Source organism: Kitasatospora albolonga, assembly GCF_039535905.1.
In the GTDB taxonomy this organism is placed as follows: domain Bacteria; phylum Actinomycetota; class Actinomycetes; order Streptomycetales; family Streptomycetaceae; genus Kitasatospora; species Kitasatospora albolonga.
The window spans coordinates 25,122-45,546 of the sequence record NZ_BAAAYB010000052.1; the positions used below are offsets into that span (position 1 = coordinate 25,122).

The following is a 20,425-nucleotide window of genomic DNA, read 5'->3' on the forward strand; positions in this document are numbered from 1 at the left end:
GGTCGGCGCCGGTGGCGAGGTGGGACAATCAGGACCGCGGCCGTCGGCCGTGCGTTCGGAGGCACCATGCAAGACCCACGGGCTGCCACCACCGGCCGTCGCCCCGTCGACCGCAACGGCTTCGCCTTCGTCGGCCGGGACCGGGAGCTGGCCGCGCTGCTGGCCGCCCTGGCCGAGGGGCCGTCGGTGGTCCTGGTCGAGGGCGAGGCCGGCATCGGCAAGTCCAGACTGCTGCGCGAGGCGGGCCTGCGGCTGACCGCCCGGGGTACCCCCGTCCTGCACGGCGCCTGCCACCCGCTGCGCGAGCCGCTGCCGCTCGGGCCGGTGGTGGACGCCCTCCGGGCGGGCGCCCCGCACTTCGGGCCCGACGCGGCCCTCGGGCCCGCCACGGCCGTACTGGCCCCCTACGTACCCGAGTTGGCGGACCGGCTGCCCGCCGCCGACCCGGCCGGCGCCGAGGTGGTGCAGGCCCACCAGCTGATGCGCGCGGTCCACGAGGTGCTGGGCGCCCTCGGCCCGGCGGTGCTGATCGTCGAGGACCTGCACTGGGCCGACGACGCCACCCGCGACCTGATGCTGCTGCTCGCCCGCAACCCACCCCGGCAGCTGCGCCTGGTGCTCAGCTACCGGGCCCGCGACCTGCCCGGCAGCGGCAACGTCCTGGGCCCGCCGTACCGCCGCCCGGTCGGGGTGCTCGGCACCGAGATCGCCCTCGACCTGCTCACCGAGCCGCAGGTGCGGGAGCTGGCCGCCTCCGCGATCGGCTTCGCGGCCGCCGGGCCGCTCGGCCGGGAGCTGTACGAACGCAGCGGCGGACTCCCGCTGGTGGTCGAGGAGGACCTGCTGGTCCTGACCGACCGGGAGACCCTGCCCACCCCGGCCGGGGCGACCTCGATGCTGGCGGGCGCCGGTGTGCCGAGGGGATTCCAGGAGGCGGTGAACAGCAGGATCGCGCTGCTCGGCGAGGACGCCCGGGCCGTGGTGCAGGCCGCCGCCGTGGTGGCCGTCCCGGCCGACGAGGCGCTGCTCGCCCGGGTGGCCGGCCTGGACGAGGAACGGGCCGAGGCCGCCCTCACCACCGCCCTGGCGGCGGACGCGCTGGCCGAACGGGCCCCCGGCAGCTACGGCTTCCGGCACGTGCTGGCCCGGCGCGCGGTGTACGAGCGGATCCCCGGCCCCCGGCGCAGACGCCTGCACACCCGCGCCATCGACGCCCTCGCCGAGCACCCCGAATCCGCGCTGGTCCGGATCGCCCACCACACCCGGCAGTTGGGCGACGTCGCGGCCTGGCTGCCCCGGGCACTGGCCGCCGTCGAGCAGGCCACCGAGGTCGGCGACGACGGCGTCGCCGCCGACCTGCTGCGGCAGGTCCTGGCCGAGCCGACCCTGCCCGCCGAGCAGCGCACCCGCAGCGCCCTGGCCCTCAGCTCCATCGCCGTCTACCGGGCCGACCCCGTCACCAGCGAGCTGACCCTGCGCCGGATCCTCGCCGACCCGGACCTGGCCGCCCACGTCCGCGGCGAGATCCGCTTCAACCTGGTCCGCGCCCTGGGCGCCTCCAACCCGAACATCGACAGCAGGGCCGAACTGGAGCTGGTCATCACGGAGTTGGCGGACCGGCCGGGAGCGGCGGCCGCCGCGCTCGCCTCGCTGGCCGTCAGCTCCAGCGTGAACGCGCACGGCGGCCACATCGACGAGTGCCTGGCGATGACCGAGCGGGCGGTGCGGCTGGCCGCCGGGAGCGAGGACCCGGTCGCCCGGGCGGACGTGGCCGCCAACCGGATCACGGTGCTGGAGTTCGCGGGGGACCCGCGCGGCGCGCAGCTGCTGGCGGAGCTGCCCCGGCGCTCCACTGACCGGCAGGTGCTGCGCCAGGTCGCCCGGGCGCTGAGCAACGCGGCGTACGACGAACTGGTCCGGGGCTGCGACGGCCGGGCCCGCACCCTGCTGGACGAGGCCGAGCAGCTCGCCGAGCGGGTCGGCTACCAACTGCTCGCCTCGTTCTGCGGGGTGACGCGGGTTCAGCTCGACCTGTACTCCGGGCACTGGGACGGGCTGGACGAGCGCATCGAGGCGCAGCTGCGGGAGGTCGGCGAGGACGACACCGTCCGGGTCGGCCTGCTGGTGGCCCGGGCCACCCTGGACACCGCCCGGGGCCGGTGGGCCCGGGCGGCCGAGCACCTGCTCCCGGTCGAGGCCAAGCGCGAGGAGATCCACGACTGGGACGTGTTCCCCGCCGTGCTGGTCCTGCTCGCCCGGATCGACCTGCTCAGGGGCGAGCCCGCGCAGGCCTGGCGGCGGGTGGAGCCGGTCGTCGACTTCACCCGCGCCAAGGGCCTGTGGGCCCGGCCGGTGGACCTGCTGCCGACGGCCGTCCGGGCCGGACTCGACTCCGGCCGGGCGGAGCAGGCGCGCCGCCTGGTGGCCGAGGCCGAGTCGGGCGTCGCCGGGCTGGTCGCCCCCGGGGTCGAGGCGGACCTGTCCTGGAGCCGGGGCCTGCTGGCCGCCGAGCGGGAGCCGGTCACCGCCCTCGCCCACCTGGACCGCGCCCGGGCCGGGTACGAGGCCATCGGCCGCGTCCACACCGCGGCCCGGGTGGCGGAACAGGCGGGCCGGCTCGGGCTGGTGGCCGACCCCGACCACCCGGGGGAGGCCGTCCACCGGCTGGAGGACGCGCTGGCCGTCTTCGCCCGCCTCGACGCCACCGCCGACGTCGAACGCTGCCGACAGGCCCTGCGCCGGACCGGCCGCCTCCGCCCCGAGCCGGCCGGCCGGCGCAGCTACGGCGACGACCTGTCCCCGAGGGAGCGTCAGGTGGCCGAGCTGCTCGCCACCGGTGCCACCAACCAGGACATCGCCCGGGCCCTCTCGCTCTCCCCCCCGCACCGCCGAGCACCACGCCGCCGCCGTGCTGCGCAAGCTCGGGGTCACCCGCGCCGAGGTCCGCGACGCCCTCTGACCGGATGACCGGACGTGCCGTCAGGAGCCCCAGCGCGAGGCCCGCGCCGCGCGTTCGACGGCGGTGACGCCGCCCGGCTCGCCGCGCTCGCGGAGGAACTCGCCGGGAAGGGTGTAGCGGGCGCCGGCCTCCGGCGACCGGGCGGCCTGCCGGACGATGTCGTCCACCAGCGCGGTGGCCATGTCCAGTCGCGGGTACCGGCCGTGGAGGGCCTCGCCCTGGGCGTCGGTGACGAACTCGCTGCCGACGCCGAAGTCCAGGCCGACGCCCCGCCGGGTCAGGTACGCCAGTGCGCCCCGGCGTTCGGCGATGCCGCCCGAGCTGTGCAGGGCGATCGCCTCCCAGACCAGGTCGGTCCGGTCGGCCCCGTAGCCGTGCTCGGTGAGGAAGCGGGCGGCCATGTCGGCGCCTTCGACCTCGAAGCGCGCCAGCCCCGGCGCCGAGGGCGAGGCGCCGAGGTCGTGCAGGACGCAGGCGTGGAAGAGGAGTTCGGCGTCGAAGTCGGCACCGGCCTTCAGCCCCTCGTGTTCGGCCGCCAGCGCGGCGAACAGGTAGCTGCGGATGCTGTGGTTCGCGACGGGCGCGCTCTCGCACGACCGGACGAGTTCGACGGGCGGCACGGGTGACGGGGGTATCCGGAAGCATCGGCAGGATGCGGTCTTCGGTGTCCATGAGGCGACCCTAGGAGCGCGGTGAGCCCCTCCGTCAGTGGCACGCGTGCCATGCAGCGATAGCATCGTGCCATGACCGGTCAGAGCTCGGGCGGGACGCACCACGTGGTCGTGCTCGCCCTCGAGAACGTCCTCGCCCTGGACCTCGGGATCCCCTGGCAGACCTTCGGGAGCTGGCCGGACGGGCCCTACACGCTCTCGGTCTGCTCGGAGAGGCCCGGCCCCGTCCAGGTGCACGGCGGCCCCGCCCTGCACGTCGCGCACGGTCTGGACCGCCTGGCGTCCGCCGACACGGTGATCGTCCCGGGCTACGAGGAGTCGGCCGCACCGAGCACCGCGGTGACCGACGCCCTCGCGGAGGCGGCGGCCCGTGGCACCCGCGTCGCGTCCATCTGCACCGGTGTGTTCGCCCTCGCCGCCGCCGGCCTGCTCGACGGCCGCCGGGCCACCACGCACTGGCTGTACGCGCGCGAGCTGGCCAGGCGGTACCCACGGGTGACGGTCGTGCCCGGGGAGCTGTACGTCGACGAGGGCCAGGTCCTCACCTCCGGCGGCGTCTCCGCCGGCCTGGACCTGTGCCTCCACCTCATCCGCCGCGACCACGGCCCGCTCCTGGCGAACCGTCAGGCCCGCATGCTGGTGGCGGCCCCGCACCGCACCGGTGGCCAGGCCCAGTTCATCGACCTGCCGGTGCGGCCCCGGTCCTCGGCCGACCCCGACCCTCTACGACTGGGCGCTGCGCAACCTCCACCGGCCTCTCACCGTCGACGAGTTAGCGCACCGGGCCGGTCTGTCCCGGCGGACACTGATCCGCCGCTTCCACGCGGACACCGGCCAACCGCCGATGCGCTGGCTGCTCGACGCCCGGCTGGCCCGCGCCCGCGAACTCCTCACCTCCGGCGACCTCACGGTCGAAGCCGTCGCACGCCGCTGCGGCCTGGGCACCCCCGCCAACTTCCGAACCCTCTTCAAGGCGCACGTCGGGGTGCCGCCGCGCACCTACCGTGAGACCTTCAACTCCGACACCACGAACGGCCGTTGACCCACCCCGCACACCCGGGCCCGCGGTCCCGCCCTCCTCGTCGGCCATCGACGGCACCGGCCTGCCTCCGACCTGCCCGGGCGAGGGTTCAGCAGCAGCCACCGCCCGCGGTCGGTGCGGGCTGGTCGAAGAGGCCGGCGCCGCCGCAGACGCCGGTCTCGGGGAGGGTCAACTCGACGCGGGCGGCGGCCTCGTGGTCGCCGGCGAGGTGGGCGGCGACGGAGCGGACCTGCTCGTAGCCGGTGAGGGCGAGGAAGGTGGGGGCGCGGCCGTAGGACTTCTGGCCGACCAGGAAGACGCCCTCCTCGGGGTGGGTGAGCTGGGCGGCGCCGTGGGGTTCGACGCTGCCGCAGGAGTGCTGGTTGGGGTCGATCAGCGGGGCGAGGGCGGCCGGGGCCTGGAGGCGCTCGTCGAGGTGGAGGCGGAGCTCGCTGAGGAAGGAGTGGTCGGGGCGCAGGCCGGTGAGGACGATGATCTCGTCGAGGGCGTCGGCGCGCACGCCGTTGTCGGCGACGAGGGCGAGCCTGCCGTCGGCGGTCCGTTCGACGGCGGTGGCGCGGAAGCCCGTGAGGGCGGTGGCGTGGCCGCCTGCGACGGCAGCCTTGGCGGCGAGGCCCAGTGCCCCGCGGGCGGGGAGCTGGTCGGCGGTGCCGCCGCCGAAGGTGGAGCCGCTGATCCCTCGACGCAGGGCCCAGACGGTGTGGGTGCCGGGCTCGGCCTTCGCCAGGTCGGCGAGGGTGGCCAGGGCAGTGAAGGCGGAGGCGCCGGAGCCGACGACGGCGGTGCGCTTGCCGGCGTAACGGGCTTGCTGGGCGGGGTCGTTGAGGTCGGGTATGCGGTAGGCGATCCGGGCGGCGTGGGTCTTCTCGCCGAGGGCGGGCAGGCCGTCGGCACCGGCCGGGCTCGGGGTGGTCCAGGTGCCGGAGGCGTCGATGACGGCGGAGGCGGCCAGGCGGTGTTCGGTGCCGTCGGCGGTGGTGAGGTGGACGGTGAAGGGCTGTTCGGCGCGGCCGGAGTCGACGACCCGGTCGCGGCCGGTGCGGGCGATGCCGGTGACGGTGGTGCGGTAGCGGACGCGGTCGCCGAGGGCGTCGGCGAGGGGCTGGAGGTAGCGCTCGGCCCAGTCGGCGCCGGTGGGGTAGGCGTCCGGGTCGGGGCTGGTCCAGCCGGTCGGCGTAAGCAGCTTGGCGGCGGCGGGGTCGACCAGTTCGGACCAGGTGGAGAAGAGCCGGACGTGTCCCCACTCACGGACCGCCGCACCAGCTGCGGCTCCGGACTCGGCGACGACCACATCCAAGCCGCGTTCGACCAGGCGGGCGGCTGCTGCCAGGCCGACGGGTCCTGCGCCGATGACGAGGACGGGCAGGCCGGTGCTTTCGGACATGACGGTCTCCCTGATCGTGGCGGCACCAGCCGCCTCGCTGATTCGACAAACGTCGATGTATGACGTCTTCGACCTTGCCAGTGGGGATCGACAGGTGTCAACATAGATGCATGTCGAATCAGGAGTTGACGGTGCTGGAGCCCGAGGGCGGGGCGTGCTGCCCGCCGATCACCTCGGCCGAGCTGTCCGTGGCGGACTCCGAGAGGATGGCCGCCATGTTCAAGGCCCTGTCCGACCCGGTGCGACTGCGCCTGTTCTCCAAGGTCGCCTCGCACGCGGGCGGGGAGGCGTGCGTCTGTGACATCCAGGACGTGGGGGTCTCCCAACCGACCGTCTCCCACCACCTGAAGAAGCTGCGCGAGGCCGGGCTGCTCAGCAGCGAACGGCGCGGCACCTGGGTCTACTACCGGATCGAGCCTTCCGTGCTGGCCGCCATGTCGGCCATGCTCGACCGGCACCACTGACGCACCGTCCGAAGGAGCACCCGTCTTGCACGTCGCCCCGCTGCGTGCCGAGCACGCCGAGCAGGTCCTCGCCGTCTACCAGGCCGGGCTCGACGAGGGGAACTCCTCCTTCGAGACCACCGCTCCCGACTGGGCCCGCTTCGACGCCGCCAAACTCCCCGAGCACCGCTTCGTGGCCCTGGACGGGGACGGCCGGGTCCTCGGCTGGGTCGCGGTGAGCCGGGTCTCCGAGCGCAGCGCGTACGCCGGGGTGGTGGAGCACTCGGTGTACGTCGGCCCCGGGGCACGTGGCCGGGGCGTCGGTGGTCAACTGCTGCGCGCGCTCGCGGAGTCCACCGAGGCCGCCGGGATCTGGACCATCCAGTCCGGCATCTTCCCGGAGAACACCGCCAGCCTGGCCGTCCACGCCAGGGCCGGCTTCCGGGTCATCGGTACCCGTGAACGGATCGGACGGCTGAACGGCGTCTGGCGTGACGTCCTGTTGGTGGAGCGCCGCAGTTCCGCCGTCAACTGACCGGCTCCGCCGATGAGGCTGGCGGAGCATCAGAAGTGCCACTTGCCGTCCTTCGCCGTCCGCTCAGGATCCCGGCGTCACTGCCGGCAGCCCGTAGCCGGGAGCAGACCCGGCAGCTGAAGGCCTCTTCAGGTCTTCAGCAACCCTTCAGCGCGCGCTCGTCATGCTGAGCCCATCAGCCGGGCGTGGTGCCGGGCAAGGTCGGGAGGCCGGGGTGAGCAGGGTGGACGAGTCCGCGGGCGAGCAGGAGTTCCAGGAGCCGCAGGGGAAGCAGGGGCCCGCCGGAGGGCTTCGGCGGTGGCGCCCGGGCTGCCGGGCGCGCTGGGCTGGCGCGGCGGCCGCGGTGGTCGTCCTGGCCGGCGGCGCGCGGTCGCCGTTGCCGCGCACGACGGCTTCGAGGAGGAAGGCCGGGCCTCCGTCCGCGCGGAGGGCCACGGCCACGGCCACGGCCACGACCGCGACCGCGTCCGGACGGACCGTGCGGACGGGCGCGACGGCGAGCAGGGTGCGGAGCGCGAGGGCCGGGACGACGGCACGGATGCGGCCGGCCCGGCTCGGGCGCCCGCGCCGCTGCCGTCGCTGGACGCCGCCGACGCCGTGGTCAAGGCGTCCTCCGCCGTGCCCGGCGGCAAGGTCGAATCGCTGCACCCGGTGTCCGTCAGCGGCGGCGGCCGCGCCTGGCAGGCGGTGGTCCTCGGCCCGGACGGCGTCCGGCACGCGGTCACCGTCGACGGCACCACCTTCGCCATCACCTCCAACACCGTCGTCGGCGGCTGACGCCCCCTCAGCTGGCGGCACGGGCAAGGCCCGTGCCGTGAAAGGAGTGCGCCGCTGTGAGCGCCACCACGACGACCGACGCACCCGCGCACCGTCAGGGCGAGGTCCCGCCCGGCGCGGCCCGGAGCAAGGTGCCCGCCGTGACCGCCGGGTTCTGGGCGGTCAAGGTCCTCACCACCGGCATGGGCGAGACGACCTCCGACTACCTGGCCCGCGCGCTCGGCCCGGTCCCGGCCGTTGCCGGCGCCGCGGTGCTGCTCACGGCCGCGCTGTACGCCCAGGCCCGCAGCGACCGCTACCGGCCGGCCGTGTACTGGGCGGCGGTGGTCATGGTCAGTGTCTTCGGCACCATGGCCGCCGACGTCGCGCACGTCGCGCTCGGCATCCCGTACGCCGTGTCCACCATCGTCTTCGCGGTCGCGCTCGCCGCGACCTTCGGGCTGTGGCGCCGCCTGGAGGGCACCCTCGATGTGGCCACGGTGCGCGGCGGGCGCCGCGAGGTCCTGTACTGGGCGGTGGTGATGGCCACCTTCGCGCTGGGCACCGCGGTCGGTGACCTGACCGCCGCCACCCTCGGCTGGGGATACCTGCCGTCCGGGCTGCTGTTCGCCGCCCTGATCGCGATTCCCGCGCTCGGTCGTCGCGCGCTGCGGCTGCCGACCGTCCTGGCGTTCTGGTGGGCGTACGTCCTCACCCGCCCGCTCGGCGCGTGCTTCGCCGACTGGGCCGGCGTCAGCCACCAGCGCGGCGGCCTCGACCTGGGCACGGGCCCCGTCAGCCTCGTGCTGGCCGCGATCATCGCGGCGGCCGTCCTCGCGCTCGGTGTCCAGGCCCGGCGACCCGCCCGCGCCGAAGTCTGACCAACCGCGCCCACCCGACCCGGTCGGGGACCGGGCCTTCAGGAAACGTTCAGCACACCTCGGCCATGCTGGCCGAGCCGCACGCCCGCACAGCACAACGCGCACCGAGCAGGTGCAGGATCCTGCCCCCCGTCCCCGGGCCGCCACCCGGAACGGCGTCGGCACACGAGCGCTGCACGGCGGGTGGCGCCAGCGCACGTCCCCAACCCGAACAGGAAGACACGATGCGAAGCCAGCGACGGACGAGCACGGCGGGTGCCCGGTGACCGAGCGGCTCCACGCGGCCGTCCTCGGCCTGATCCAGGGACTCACCGAGTTCCTGCCCGTCTCCTCCAGCGCCCACCTGCGCGTCTCCTCCGCCCTCCTCGGCTGGGACGACCCCGGCGCGGCCTTCACCGCGGTCACCCAACTCGGCACCGAGACCGCCGTCCTGATCTACTTCCGCAAGGACATCGCCGCGATCGTCTCCACCTGGGTGCGCTCGCTCCTCAAGCCCGCCCTGCGCAGTGACCCGCACGCCCGGATGGGCTGGTTCGTCATCGTCGGCACCCTCCCGATCGCGATCCTCGGCAAGCTGTTCCAGACCACGATCGAGACCCAGCTGCGCGACCTGCGGATCATCGGCACCACCCTGATCGTCTTCGGCCTGATCCTCGCGGTCGCCGACCGCACCCGCGCCGTCCGCGACGCCCGTACCGCCGACCAGCTGACCTTCCCGCACGCGCTGATCTACGGCGCGGCCCAGTCCCTCGCGCTGATCCCGGGCGTCTCCCGCTCGGGCGGCACCATCAGCGCCGGCCTGCTGCTCGGCTACAGCCGGGAGGCCGCGGCGCGGTACTCGTTCCTGCTCGCCATCCCGGCGGTGCTCGCCTCCGGCCTGCTGGAACTCTTCAAGATCGGCGAGGGCCCGGCCCCCGCCTGGGGACCGACCATCCTCGCCACCCTGATCGCCTTCGCCGTCGGCTACGCCGCGATCGCCTGGTTCCTGAAGTACATCTCCCACCACAGCTTCCTGCCGTTCGTGATCTACCGGATCCTGCTCGGCATCCTGATCATCGGCCTGGTCACCGCCGGCGTCCTCGCCCCGACCGCAGGCGCCGCCCACTAACGGGCGACCCGTAACAGCCGACTCGCCAACCGACTGTTGGACACGACGCCGACCGCAGCGGGGGACACCCGCCCCGCGCCCGGCCCGGCGGCGCCGGCCGGCAGCCCCTCCGGGAAAGGCATCGAACGATGCTCACCTCCTCGGCCCTGCTGGCCGTCAACCCGCTGGACGCCGGCTCCCTGCTGGCCGCGTTCGGCGCCCTGGGCATCGCCGTGATCATGTTCGCGGAGACCGGCCTGCTGGTCGGGTTCTTCCTGCCCGGGGACTCGCTGCTGTTCACCGCAGGCCTGCTGTGCACCACCGGGGCCCACAGCGGCCCCCACCTCCAGCTCGGCCAGGTCCTCGCCGCCGCCGCGGTCGGCGCCCTCACCGGCGCGCAGGTGGGCTACCTGATCGGACGCCGTGGCGGACCCGCCCTGCTCGCCCGATCCCGCAGCAGGCACCTGCACGAAGGCGCCGTCCGGGCCGAGGAGATCCTCACCCGCTACGGCCACGGCAAGGCCGTCGTCCTCGCCCGCTTCGTCCCCGTCGTGCGCACCGTCCTCAACCCGCTGGCGGGCGCGCTCGGCGTGAGCGCCCGGACCTTCACCGTGTGGCAGGTCGTCGGCGGCCTCGTGTGGACGGTCGGCCTGGTCATGGCCGGGTACGCGCTCGGCTCCTCGATCCCGAACGTCGACCGCTACCTGCTGCCGATCGTCGCCGCCGTCGTCGCGGTGTCGCTGGCGCCGCTGGTACTGGAGGTGCTCCGCTCCCGCCGTCAGGCCAGAACCCGATGAACGGGCCCGCGAGCAGACTCGCCCGCTGCGGCCGCGGAATCGACGGCGGCCTGTACCAGCGGATCGACCAAGGGGTCCAGCACCTGCCCGCACCCCCGTCTCCACGTTCTCCGCGTACGGCCTGGCCCTGGGCCGTCTTGATGCTCCTCGCCTGCTGGCGCGTCCGCCGACCCTGATGCGCTGGGGCGCTTGGCGGTGCGAGCTGGCGACACCGACAGGAGCGACTCAGAGATGAAGGGAAATCCCCCGGTGCGCTGCGAAGTCGTCGAAGCGATCGAGCGGCAGAACGGCATCGACGGCCTCCGGGGTGTGACCGGAGGGGTTACGAAACGCGACCGTGCCTGCGCGGTGGCCGGTGACGAGCACCAAGTGCCCGCCGCGAGCGGGTGCGGCGAGGTCGGGGCGGCGGATCTCCTTGTGCACGGAGGCGATCACGAGGTGGCCTTGTTCGAGTTCGGCGACGAGTCGGTCCGTGTCCAGGGCAGTGATGATCTCCGACTTGAGTCCGTGCTCGGCGGCGGCGTACTCGGTGAACGGTAGGTAGTAGAGCCCGCCGACGCCACCGTCCTCCCGCGGGACGTAGCCGCCGTGGTCGAGGCAGCCGGTCAGGAGGTCGAACAGTGAGGGGGCACGGCCGTCACGCGCGAACAGGGCCATCCGCAGGCAGGCCATGCCGCACATGCGGGTGCACCAGTAGCCGTACGCGGCCTTGTCGGGGGCGCCGCTGGCCTGCCAGTTGTCGTCGTCGCCCGGAGGGTGGCCTTGGTAGGCGATGGCGTTGATCAGGCCGGGGGTGGCGTACTGGGTGATCAGCGGGATCGGGTGGCGTACGGACTGCTCAGGCAACGGCTGGTTCCTTCCCGGAGGGTGGGGTGGCAACGAGGTGGTGAAAGGTGTTCAGGTCCACCGAGCCGCCGGAGATGATCACGCCGACCGGCCCGGGGGGCAGGTCAAGACCGGTGACGGCCGCGAGCGCGACCGCTCCCGACGGCTCGGCCACGACCTTCAGGTGCTGGAACGCCCAGCGCATAGCCTGCCCGATCTGTAGGTCCGTCACGGTTGCCACGCCGTCGAGCAGTTGGCGGCTGACTTCCCACGGGAGAGGAGCGGGGACGGTGTGCCGCAGACCGTCCGCGACGGTGTCCGGCACGGTCGCAAGCTCTGTGCGTCGACCGGCTCGCAGCGACGTCGCCGTATCGGCAGCCGTCTCGGGCTCCACACCGATCACTTTGATGCTCGGGTTGATGTGCTTGGCCGCGACGGCGGTGCCGGCCGCCAGGCCGCCTCCGCCGATCGGAACGAGGATCGCGGTCAACGCCGGGGCCTGCCAGAGCAGTTCCAACGCGACGGTACCCGCTCCCGCCATCACCGTCGGGGAGTCGGCGGACGGCACGATGGTGTAGCCGTGGTCGGCGGCCAGGCGCTCGACGATCGCGTCGCGGTCCTCAAGTCGGCGGTCGTAAACGACGATGTCGGCACCGAGAGCGCGCACGCCGTCCACCTTGGTGGTGGGGGCATCGTGAGGTACGACCACGCGGACCGGTGTCCCGAGCAGGCGGCCTGCCAGGGCGAGGGCCTGGGCGTGGTTGCCGGAGGAGGCGCCGATCACCCCGTACTGCCGATCGCTCGCGCTGAGTGCGGCCAGCGCGTTGTAGGCGCCGCGGAACTTGAACGAGCCGCTCCGCTGGAGGGCTTCGACCTTGACCACCACGTTCCGCCCGGTGAGCCCGTCCAACACGGGGTGGGAGAGTACGGGGGTGGAGACCGCGACACCGCGCAGTCGGTGTTGGGCGTCGTAGACGTCAGCCGCGGCCAGCGGCAGGGCTGCCCTCACGGCCGGTACCCCTTGGTGTGGGCGCTGGCGAGGATGGTCTGGATCAGGTCGTCGTAGCTGATCCCGGCGGCCTTGGCCATGGTGGCGAGGTTGCCGTGCGGGGACAGGCCCGGGAGCGTGTTGAGCTCCAGCCAGTACACGTCACCGGTCTCGGTGACGAGGAAGTCCGAGCGCGAGTAGCCCGAGCAGTTGAGGACCCGGTGGGCTCGGACGGCCGCGCGGGAGATGGTGGCCAGGGCGGTGTCCGGAAGCTGGGCGGGGCAGCGGTAGCGGTGGCCGGCCGGGTTGCGCTTGGCCTTGTAGTCGTAGAAGTCGGCGGTGGTGGGGACGGTCTCCAGCGGCGGGAGTGCCAGGAGGGCGCCGTCCTGCTCCAGCACGCCGCAGGTGACTGCAGTCCCCTCCTTGAAGGGCTCGACGAACCACTCGCCACCGTGGGTGTCGTGGGTGAGCGTGGTGGTGAGCGAGTTCAGGTCCCGGAAGACGCGCACGCCGATCGAGCCGCCCTCCGAGGCGAGCTTGAGGATGACCGGCAGGTCGAGCTCCTCCGTGCAGGCCTTGGCGGCGTCCTCCGGGTCCTGACCGCTCCGGAGCGGAATGTGTGGCAGGACGGTGACACCAGCGGTGCGGACGACGGTCTTCGCGGTCGGCTTGTGCATCGCCATGGCGCTGGCCAGCACGCCGGAGCCGGTGTACGGGACGTCGAGGCTGTCCAGCAGGCCTTGGAGCTTCCCGTCCTCGGCCCACTGGCCGGCGATGGCGAGGAAGGCGAGGTCCGCCTCGCGGACGCGGTCGGCGAAGTCCTTGTCGGTGGGGTCGAGCACGACGTGCGCCAGTTGCCGGCGGACCAGCGAGGTTCGGACGGCCTCGCCGGAGATCAGCGAGCGGTCGCGCTCGCCGGAGCGCCCGCCGGTGACGAGTGCAATACGACGGTCAGCAGACATGTCCATCTTCCTTTTGTCACAGTCTGGTTCGGAATGCGTGGGGCTTCGGGTCGGAGGCTGCGGAGCCGCTAGCGTCGGCGGCAGGACGCCCCGAGGTGGGGCGGATGTCGAAGTGGAGCCGCCATGGTCCCCATGTCCTTGCAAGAGATCGCCGAGGCTGTCGGGGGTGCTCTGCACGACGTCCCCGACCCGGGGGCGGTGGTGGACCGGGCCGGTGTCATCGACTCACGGCTGGTGGAGCCCGGGGCGCTATTCATCGCGCTGCCCGGCGAGCACACCGACGGGCACCGATTCGCCGAGGCCGCGGTGGCCGCGGGCGCGGTGGCCGTGCTGGCCGCGCGACCGGTCGGGGTGCCGGCGATCGTGGTGGTCGATGTGCAGGACGCGATGGGAGCACTGGCCCGCGCGGTGCTGGCCCGGTTGGACGCTCCGACGGTGATCGGGCTGACCGGTTCGGCCGGGAAGACCAGTACCAAGGACCTGCTGGCCCAGGTGCTGCAGACCATGGACACGACGGTGGCGACTCCGTTGTCGTTCAACGGGGAGATCGGCATGCCGATCACGGTCTTCCAGGCCGACGAGAAGACCCGGCTGCTGGTGCTGGAGATGGGCTCGCGGGGGAAGGGGCACATCAAGTACCTGACGGGGATCGTCCCGCCGAAGATCGGCCTGGTGATCAACGTCGGGACCGCCCACGTAGGCGAGTTCGGGGGCGGGAAGGCGTCGATCGCCGAGGCGAAGGGCGAGCTCGTCGAGGCCCTCCCCGCCGATGGCCTGGCGGTGCTGAACGCTGACGACCCGTACGTCATGTCGATGGCCCCGCGTACGAGCGCGCAGGTGCTGACGTTCGGCCTGGAAGCCGGGGACGTGCGGGCCGTTGACGTCGTGTTGGACGCGGCCGGTCGACCGTCGTTCACCCTGACCCACAGAGGGGAGCGAGCCGAGGTCACGCTTGGGCTGCACGGTGCACACCACGTCGCGAACGCCGCTGCCGCTGCGGCGGTGGCGATCGGCCTCGGCGCGAGCGTGCCGCAGGTGGCCGAGGCGCTGAGCGGAGCAAGGCAGTTGACGCCGGGTCGGATGGACGTCACCGAGCGGCCGGACGGGGTGACCGTGATCAACGACGCGTTCAACGCGAACCCCGATTCGATGGCGGTGGCCCTGGCCGCACTGACCGCGATGGCCGGTGGCGGGCGGAGGACGGTGGCAGTACTGGGCGAGATGCGGGAGTTGGGCGAGGCGTCGAACGCCCACCACGCGGAGCTGGGACGGGCGGTGGCACTGGCCGGCGTCACTGACCTGATCGCGGTCGGCGGCGCGGAAGCCGCGCTGGTGTATGCCGCAGCAGTCGAGGGTGGTGTGCGCTCCACGCTGGTTGCGGACCGGGACGCTGCCCTCGACCTGCTGGAGAGCTACCTGGAGCCTGGGGACGTGGTACTGGTCAAGGGCTCCCACAGCGTCGGGTTGGAGGACACCGCAGTGCGGTTGGCCAAGTCCGATGTAGTGGGCAGGGCGGCCTGACCTACGCGGCCGGGGCCGACAGCGCAGCTTCCGCCAGCCGCATCAGGAGCGACTGACCGAGGTGGCCGACCGTCTCGGTTCCCATGGTCACGACGAGGTCGCCGGGTTCGGCCAGCTCGGCGACCAGGTCCTCGAGTTGCCGGGAGTTCGCGCTGTGGACCCGGCCGCCCAACTCGGTGATCTGTACGGCGATCGGCGCGGTGTTGACCGCTGCGAGAGGGGCTTCGAGGGAGCCCTGCACGTTGAGCAGGACCACGTCGTCGGCTGCGGCGAGGCGGCGGCCGATCTCCTCGCCGAGAGTGGCGGTGCGGGTCCGGCCGACGGGTTCGAACACGGCGATCACCCGGCCGTCGGTGAGCATGCGGGCGGCCGCCAGGTCCGCGGTGATCGCGCTGGGGTGGTGAGCGAAGGAGTCCAGCACCGTCACTCCTCCCGAGCTGCCGGTGATGGTCAGACGCCGCCGCACACCGCGGAAGGAGTTGATGCCGTTCACCAGGTCGGCGGGCTCGGCTCCGAGGACACGCCCGGCGGTGAAGGCGGCGGCGGCGTTGAGGGCGTTGTGGTGGCCGGGGACGGACAGGGTGAAATGGTGCCAGGAGCCGTCGGTGTCCTGGACGGTGACGAGGCTGGCCTGGCCGTTCCACAGCACGCGCATCACCCGCACGTCCGCGTCCCGGTTCTCGCCCACGGTCACCACGCGCGGGCCGGGAGCGCGCCGCAGGCACTCGGTCAGCAACCGGGCGCCGTGGTCGTCGGCGGAGATGACCAGCACGGAGCTGTTGCGGGCCAGCAGTTCGAAGGTGTCGAGGACATCGTCGAGGTCCGTGTACTGCTCGGGGTGGTCGTCGTCGACGTTGAGGACGACGGCGACCGTGGGGTGGTAGCGGCCGACGGTCCGGTCGCTCTCGTCGGCCTCGGCGATCATGAGGCGGCTGGTCCCGTGGCGGGCGCTGGGGAAGCCGAGGGGGTCGCCGCCGACGGCGTAGGAGGGGGCGAGGTGGGTCATGGCCGCACTGAGGGCGGCGGTGGTCAGGGTCTTGCCGTGGGTGCCGGTGACGGTGACGGACTGCTCGGCGTCGTCGATCAGGTGGGCCAGGACATCCGAGCGGTGGACGACGGGGATGCCGGCGCGGCGGGCCGCGGCGACCTCGGGGTTGCCGGGGGAGACCGCGCTGGACCACACGAGGACGGTGGTGTCCGCGGGCAGGTTGCCGGCGGTGTGGCCGACGAAGACCCGGGTGCCCGAGTCCTCCAACGAGCGGAGGCGGTCGGTGTCGCTGGTGTCCGAGCCCGAGACGCGGCTGCCGCGCTCGAGCAGCAGCCGGGCGAGGGCCGACATGCCGGTGCCCCCGATGCCCACGAAATGCGGGCGGTCCAGGTCGAGGTGGCCACCGAAGGCGGGAACGATCACGCTCCTGGTTTCCATGCTGTGTGCTCCGATCAGAGGTAAGGGCCTGCCTGAGTGGTGGTCAGCATCGGTCACGCGCCTGCTCGGCGCGGCCCACGCGAGTACAGCGCCGCGCTAGACGAGCGGCTCGTGGTCAGGTGTTGAATGGGTGGCCCGCTCCGTGCCGAGGTGGCCCGGGTCGAGCTGGTTGTGGACGATGCCGCCCATCAGGGCGATCACGACCGCGTGGCCGAGTGCCCATACGGTGTTGAGGGCTGCCCCGACGGGGTCGTGGTGTTTGCCCCGATGGCGACTTGGGGGCTGGCGCACGGTGAACTCCTCGTAGCGGGAGGGCTGGTGGAAGGTCGCTCGTCGGGGGTCGCTGGTGATCCCCGCCCAGTGGGTCAATGACAGCTGCGAAGGCGACCGTGACGCGATGGTGAGCTAAGGTCACTCACGGTTCACTCATCACTCACCCGGGGGCGGAGCGGATGGAGACGCAGGCCGACGACGTGGCTGACCCGACGGCAGAGGCGTTCTGTGCCGAGGTCGCCCACTGGCGGGAGGTGCGGGGCTTGTCCAAGCGCGCTCTGGCCAGGGAGATGGGCTTCGACCCGTCGTACGTCAGCCACGTCGAATCCGGCCGTCACAAGCCGACCGAGGACTTCGCGCGCAGGGCCGACGAGGTGCTGAACGCGGGCAAGGCGATCTGGCGGAGGTGGAGCGAGTACGACGGAGCCCGGGCTCGTAGTCGTTCGCAGGCGGGGCCGCCGGCCCCGCGGCGCCCCGAGCAGCCGTACGCCTCCGGATCGGCGATCCTGGTCGAGCACGACGAGGCCGTTCTCGAATTCGACGGCTCCACCTACCGGCTGACGATGCGTCGGCTGCTACGGAACACCGGAAGCGATCCGATCACCCGCTACCTGATCCGCATCGCCGTCGACCGGTACCCTGGTGAGCCCGAGCGCTCCAATGCGCACTACCGCGAACACCCTTTGACCTGGGATGAGTTGGCACTGACCGCCGAATGCCAGGGAGAAGAAATGCGCTGGCAGGCGAAGCACGACCGCGACGCCTTCAAGGAGGTCTGGCTGTTGTTCGACAACGAGCACGGCCGCTTCCCGCTCTACCCGGGCGAAGCGACCTGGATCGAGTACGCCTACTCGGTGGGCGCCGACAAGTGGGGCCACTGGTTCCAGCGGGCAGTCCGACTGCCTACCGAGCACCTCGCCGTCCGGCTCGACTTCCCAGCTGCCCTGGATCCGGTGGTGTGGGGTACAGAAACGTCGATGACCGCCGAGGCCGTTCCGCTTCGAACCGCGGTGGGGCGGAAGAATGTTGATGATCGGCGGCGCTTCGCGTGGGCGACCGATGACCCGCCCCTGCACGCACGCTTCCGCCTCGAGTGGCGCTTTCGCGCCGACCCCAACGAGCAGCAGACCAAGGAGACCAGGTGATCGAGGTGCGGCCCAGCCAGCAGATGCAGTCCCTCGGCGTCGTCCAGCAGGGCACCCCCATCCTCCACCGGCCGGCCGAACCGTTCGACCTGCCCGCTGAGCGCGCCACCGCAGAGGGGGTGATCGAGGAACTGTTCGCCGCTGTCGAACGGATCGGCCGTGTCCACTCCTTCGCCAAGGGCATGGGCATCGCCGCTCCGCAGATCGGCATCCCCCGGGCCGCTGCCATCGTTCTGCCGCCGTCGGGCGGTTCCGAGCCGATCATCCTGCTCAACCCGAAGGTCACCACCGTGTCGGCGGAGGCGGACGAGCAGTACGAGGGATGTCTCAGCTTCTTCGACGTTCGCGGCATGGTGCCCCGCCCGCTGCGGATGCACGTCGTTGCGACTGACCTCGACGGTGCGGTCACCACGACGCAGTACGAGTTCGGCCTCGCACGTCTCATCGCCCACGAGATCGACCACTTGGACGGCCTGCTCTACACCGACCGGATGCACGACGGGATCCATCCGATCCCGGTCGAGGAGTATCGCGGCACCGGCTCCACCTGGAACTACTGAACCCAGTTGCTGCCGAGGGTGCGATCAGAGCTGATGGCGGTACTGGGCGGGCGAGTGAAGTTCCCCCGTGATCCTGGACACTCGTTCTTATGCTGCGAGGGTGTGTCGTTGTCGGGTCTCGTGTGGGGTGAGGTATCCCCAGGCGGGGTGTCTGCGTAGTCGTCGGCGGTTGTAGAAGGTCTCGATGTAGGCGAAGACGTCGGCGCGTGCGGTGGCCCGATCGGGCCATTCGTGGGTGCCGATCTCGGCTTCCAGGAGTGCCCAGAAGCTCTCGGCGGGGGCGTTGTCGTAGCACGAGCCGGTGCGCCCTGTGCTTGCCAGAATGCCCAACTGGGTTACTGCCGTGCGGAATTGGGTGGAAGTGTATTCGCTGCCGCGGTCGTTGTGCGCCACGCGGCCGGACTCCAGGCGGCCTCGTGCGTGGGCCATGTGCAGGGCGTCGACGACCAGGTCGGCGCGGTGGTGCTCGGCCATCGCGTAGCCGACGACCTCGCGGGTGGCGAGGTCGAGCCAGCAGGCGAGGTAGAGCCAGCCCTGGCCGGTGGGCAGGTAGGTGATGTCGCCGACCAGGCGGGTTCCGGGCCGGGTGGCGGCGAAGTCACGACCGATCAGGTCGGGTGCGGGGCGGGCCTGGTGGTCGGGGCGGGTCAGCGAGCGGCGCCGGCGGCGGGTGATCCCGGCGATGCCGCGTTCGCGCATCAGGCGTTCCACTCGCTTGTGGTTCACCACGCATCCCACACGCCGAAGCTGGCCCGGGTCGTTCCGGAGGATTTCCCGATCGCTGACCCCGACAGTGTCAAGGCCCTGCGCAGCGAGCTCGACTTCATCGTCGACCAGAAGCCACACCGGGCCGCAGCCGCCATCGCTCCGGCTTTCATCCAGGCCATCCGTGACTACCAGCATGTCCTTCCCCACCACTACCGAGCAGCAGCGGGCCGGCCGTTCACCCGTCTGCGGATCAACACCCAGCCCACCGCGCCCGGAGAACCGCTGCGGGACCAACCGCTGGCCGGTCTCTACCGAGCCGAGGTCGACCCGGCGTTGACCCAGATACTGGAGGACGCCGACCTGGCCCAGGTCGCAGCCAGGGACCTGGCAGGGGACCGGACCCAGGAGTGGCTGGGAGTCGATCCGGCTCTGGCCTGGGTCTACAAGTGCGCCCTCACCGAGGAGTTGGCCCGTCAGACGGGCTACATTCCCACCACCGACCAGGTCAGTGCGCACACTGCGGCGGGCGACTGGACGACGGAGAACATTGCCGCTGCGCTGCTTGGTCATCCCGTCGCCACCCAGGAGACGGATATCGCGGTGAAGGTCGGGCAGATGGCCGTCCAGATCATCCTGCCTGCCGGACTGCGCCACGTCCCCATCCAAAAGATCATCGACCTGCGGATCCGCTACGAGGCGGAGTTCACCGCCTTCGCCGAAGCTGTCGACCGGACCGTCAGCGACCTGGGGGAGGCCACGGCTTCCGTCACTGACCGCAGTGCCTTCGAACGGCACCTCCAGCTGGCCTTCGACAAGAACATTGCCCAGCCGCTGGCGGCGCTGCGCGCCGCGATGGTAGGTCTCGACCTGAAGGTCTTCACCAGCGCGCTCGGGTTCCAGGCCCCCGCCCTCACCAGTGTGGTGGGCGGACTTTGGGGCGGTGTCACTCCCGTCGCGGTCACCGGCATGGCGGTACTCGGCGTCACCGTTCGCCAGGCGGCATCCGAACTCCGCTCGGAGCGGATGGCCGGATCTGCAACCGGCTTCCTCCTCCGCGCTGAGCGTCACCTCAAGCCGGCCACTCTGGTACGTCGCATCGGTCGTACGGCGCACCGGGCGTTCGGGACCGGCATCTGATGCGCGGCGACCCGAACGCCAAGGGCGTCACCCGCCACGTCAGCTCCTTCAGCTCCGCCTCGGCTGACCGGTCGTCAACCCGTGCCGGTGCCCTCGTCCCCGCCGATTCCCGGTGGGGACGGGGGCACCCGTGGTCGTACCGTCGTGCCGGAGCGTCCCGAACGCCACCGGCGCTGCGGTGCACCGCCCCCGTGCGTGGACTGACCGGAGGAAGGGTGCGGGGCGGCCGAGATTTACGGATCGGGCAAATGGTGCAAAGCTTGCCTCTGGGGGATGTTCGAGGGGATGCGGCGCTGCCGACGGGCCGGGTGCGGCACGCGCGTGC

19 protein-coding genes and 1 pseudogene are annotated in these 20,425 nt (G+C 72.5%); 13 read left to right on the top strand and 7 right to left on the bottom strand.

The window, feature by feature from the left end:
* Nucleotides 1-66: 66 nt before the first annotated feature.
* Nucleotides 67-2,967: an ATP-binding protein gene (locus ABD946_RS12725; RefSeq protein ID WP_345283062.1), complete on the top strand. Its 2,901-nt coding sequence runs from the start codon at nt 67-69 to the stop codon at nt 2,965-2,967.
* Between the two features lie 12 nt (nt 2,968-2,979).
* Here ABD946_RS12725 and ABD946_RS12730 read toward each other — a convergent pair whose 3' ends face one another.
* Nucleotides 2,980-3,579, bottom strand: coding sequence for an HD domain-containing protein (locus ABD946_RS12730; protein WP_345283064.1), 600 nt, complete (start codon nt 3,577-3,579; stop codon nt 2,980-2,982).
* Between the two features lie 123 nt (nt 3,580-3,702).
* Between ABD946_RS12730 and ABD946_RS12735 the strand changes: the two are divergent.
* Both ABD946_RS12735 and ABD946_RS12740 read left to right on the top strand, forming a co-directional pair.
* Nucleotides 3,703-4,164: pseudogene (locus tag ABD946_RS12735) on the top strand (AraC family transcriptional regulator); the annotation flags it as partial.
* Between the two features lie 127 nt (nt 4,165-4,291).
* Nucleotides 4,292-4,672, top strand: a complete 381-nt coding sequence (locus ABD946_RS12740; RefSeq protein ID WP_345283161.1) for a helix-turn-helix domain-containing protein — start codon at nt 4,292-4,294, stop codon at nt 4,670-4,672.
* Between the two features lie 88 nt (nt 4,673-4,760).
* Here ABD946_RS12740 and ABD946_RS12745 read toward each other — a convergent pair whose 3' ends face one another.
* Nucleotides 4,761-6,056, bottom strand: coding sequence for an NAD(P)-binding domain-containing protein (locus tag ABD946_RS12745; protein ID WP_345283066.1), 1,296 nt, complete (start codon nt 6,054-6,056; stop codon nt 4,761-4,763).
* Between the two features lie 110 nt (nt 6,057-6,166).
* Here ABD946_RS12745 and ABD946_RS12750 point away from each other — a divergent pair, with 110 nt between their 5' ends.
* The 6 genes from ABD946_RS12750 to ABD946_RS12775 all read left to right on the top strand — a co-directional run bounded on the left by ABD946_RS12750 (nt 6,167) and on the right by ABD946_RS12775 (nt 10,555).
* Nucleotides 6,167-6,520, top strand: coding sequence for an ArsR/SmtB family transcription factor (locus ABD946_RS12750; RefSeq protein ID WP_345283068.1), 354 nt, complete (start codon nt 6,167-6,169; stop codon nt 6,518-6,520).
* Nucleotides 6,521-6,545: 25 nt separating this feature from the next.
* Nucleotides 6,546-7,034 carry a GNAT family N-acetyltransferase gene (locus tag ABD946_RS12755; protein WP_345283070.1) on the top strand — a complete coding sequence of 163 codons (489 nt, stop codon included), beginning with the start codon at nt 6,546-6,548 and terminating at the stop codon, nt 7,032-7,034.
* 297 nt (nt 7,035-7,331) lie between these two features.
* The gene (locus tag ABD946_RS12760; protein ID WP_345283072.1) at nt 7,332-7,811 is read left to right on the top strand and encodes a hypothetical protein; all 480 of its coding nucleotides are present in this window, start codon (nt 7,332-7,334) and stop codon (nt 7,809-7,811) included.
* Nucleotides 7,812-7,867: 56 nt separating this feature from the next.
* Nucleotides 7,868-8,671: a COG4705 family protein gene (locus ABD946_RS12765; protein WP_345283074.1), complete on the top strand. Its 804-nt coding sequence runs from the start codon at nt 7,868-7,870 to the stop codon at nt 8,669-8,671.
* A 262-nt stretch (nt 8,672-8,933) separates the two neighbouring features.
* Nucleotides 8,934-9,779 carry an undecaprenyl-diphosphate phosphatase gene (locus ABD946_RS12770; protein WP_345283076.1) on the top strand — a complete coding sequence of 282 codons (846 nt, stop codon included), beginning with the start codon at nt 8,934-8,936 and terminating at the stop codon, nt 9,777-9,779.
* 128 nt (nt 9,780-9,907) lie between these two features.
* Complete coding sequence (locus tag ABD946_RS12775; protein ID WP_345283078.1) at nt 9,908-10,555, top strand: DedA family protein; 648 nt, start codon at nt 9,908-9,910, stop codon at nt 10,553-10,555.
* A 225-nt stretch (nt 10,556-10,780) separates the two neighbouring features.
* Here the strand turns inward: ABD946_RS12775 and ABD946_RS12780 are convergent, their stop codons facing one another.
* From ABD946_RS12780 to ABD946_RS12790, 3 genes are read right to left on the bottom strand one after another with little or no spacing between them, the layout of a single operon-like run.
* Nucleotides 10,781-11,401: a C39 family peptidase gene (locus tag ABD946_RS12780; RefSeq protein WP_345283080.1), complete on the bottom strand. Its 621-nt coding sequence runs from the start codon at nt 11,399-11,401 to the stop codon at nt 10,781-10,783.
* Nucleotides 11,394-12,389 (bottom strand): threonine ammonia-lyase, encoded by a 996-nt coding sequence (locus tag ABD946_RS12785; RefSeq protein ID WP_345283082.1) that lies wholly within the window; start codon nt 12,387-12,389, stop codon nt 11,394-11,396. Before ABD946_RS12785 ends, ABD946_RS12780 begins: the two co-directional genes overlap by 8 nt.
* Nucleotides 12,386-13,330, bottom strand: coding sequence for a D-alanine--D-alanine ligase family protein (locus ABD946_RS12790; protein WP_345283084.1), 945 nt, complete (start codon nt 13,328-13,330; stop codon nt 12,386-12,388). Before ABD946_RS12790 ends, ABD946_RS12785 begins: the two co-directional genes overlap by 4 nt.
* A gap of 123 nt (nt 13,331-13,453) precedes the next feature.
* Here ABD946_RS12790 and ABD946_RS12795 point away from each other — a divergent pair, with 123 nt between their 5' ends.
* Nucleotides 13,454-14,851, top strand: coding sequence for a UDP-N-acetylmuramoyl-tripeptide--D-alanyl-D-alanine ligase (locus tag ABD946_RS12795; protein ID WP_345283086.1), 1,398 nt, complete (start codon nt 13,454-13,456; stop codon nt 14,849-14,851).
* A gap of 1 nt (nt 14,852) precedes the next feature.
* Here the strand turns inward: ABD946_RS12795 and murC are convergent, their stop codons facing one another.
* Entirely contained in the window at nt 14,853-16,277 is a 1,425-nt protein-coding gene (murC, locus tag ABD946_RS12800; RefSeq protein WP_345283088.1) for a UDP-N-acetylmuramate--L-alanine ligase, read from the bottom strand.
* A gap of 452 nt (nt 16,278-16,729) precedes the next feature.
* On the opposite strand from murC, the gene ABD946_RS12805 reads away from it, so the two are divergent.
* Both ABD946_RS12805 and ABD946_RS12810 read left to right on the top strand, forming a co-directional pair.
* Nucleotides 16,730-17,695, top strand: a complete 966-nt coding sequence (locus ABD946_RS12805; RefSeq protein ID WP_345283090.1) for a helix-turn-helix domain-containing protein — start codon at nt 16,730-16,732, stop codon at nt 17,693-17,695.
* Nucleotides 17,692-18,255, top strand: a complete 564-nt coding sequence (locus ABD946_RS12810; protein ID WP_345283092.1) for a peptide deformylase — start codon at nt 17,692-17,694, stop codon at nt 18,253-18,255. Before ABD946_RS12805 ends, ABD946_RS12810 begins: the two co-directional genes overlap by 4 nt.
* An 87-nt stretch (nt 18,256-18,342) precedes the next feature.
* On the opposite strand, the gene ABD946_RS12815 is transcribed toward ABD946_RS12810, so the two are convergent.
* Nucleotides 18,343-18,981 carry an IS3 family transposase gene (locus tag ABD946_RS12815; protein WP_345283094.1) on the bottom strand — a complete coding sequence of 213 codons (639 nt, stop codon included), beginning with the start codon at nt 18,979-18,981 and terminating at the stop codon, nt 18,343-18,345.
* Between ABD946_RS12815 and ABD946_RS12820 the strand changes: the two genes are divergently transcribed.
* Entirely contained in the window at nt 18,973-20,100 is a 1,128-nt protein-coding gene (locus ABD946_RS12820) for a DUF6236 family protein (protein WP_345283096.1), read from the top strand. The genes ABD946_RS12815 and ABD946_RS12820 overlap by 9 nt on opposite strands.
* Nucleotides 20,101-20,425 lie beyond the last annotated feature (325 nt).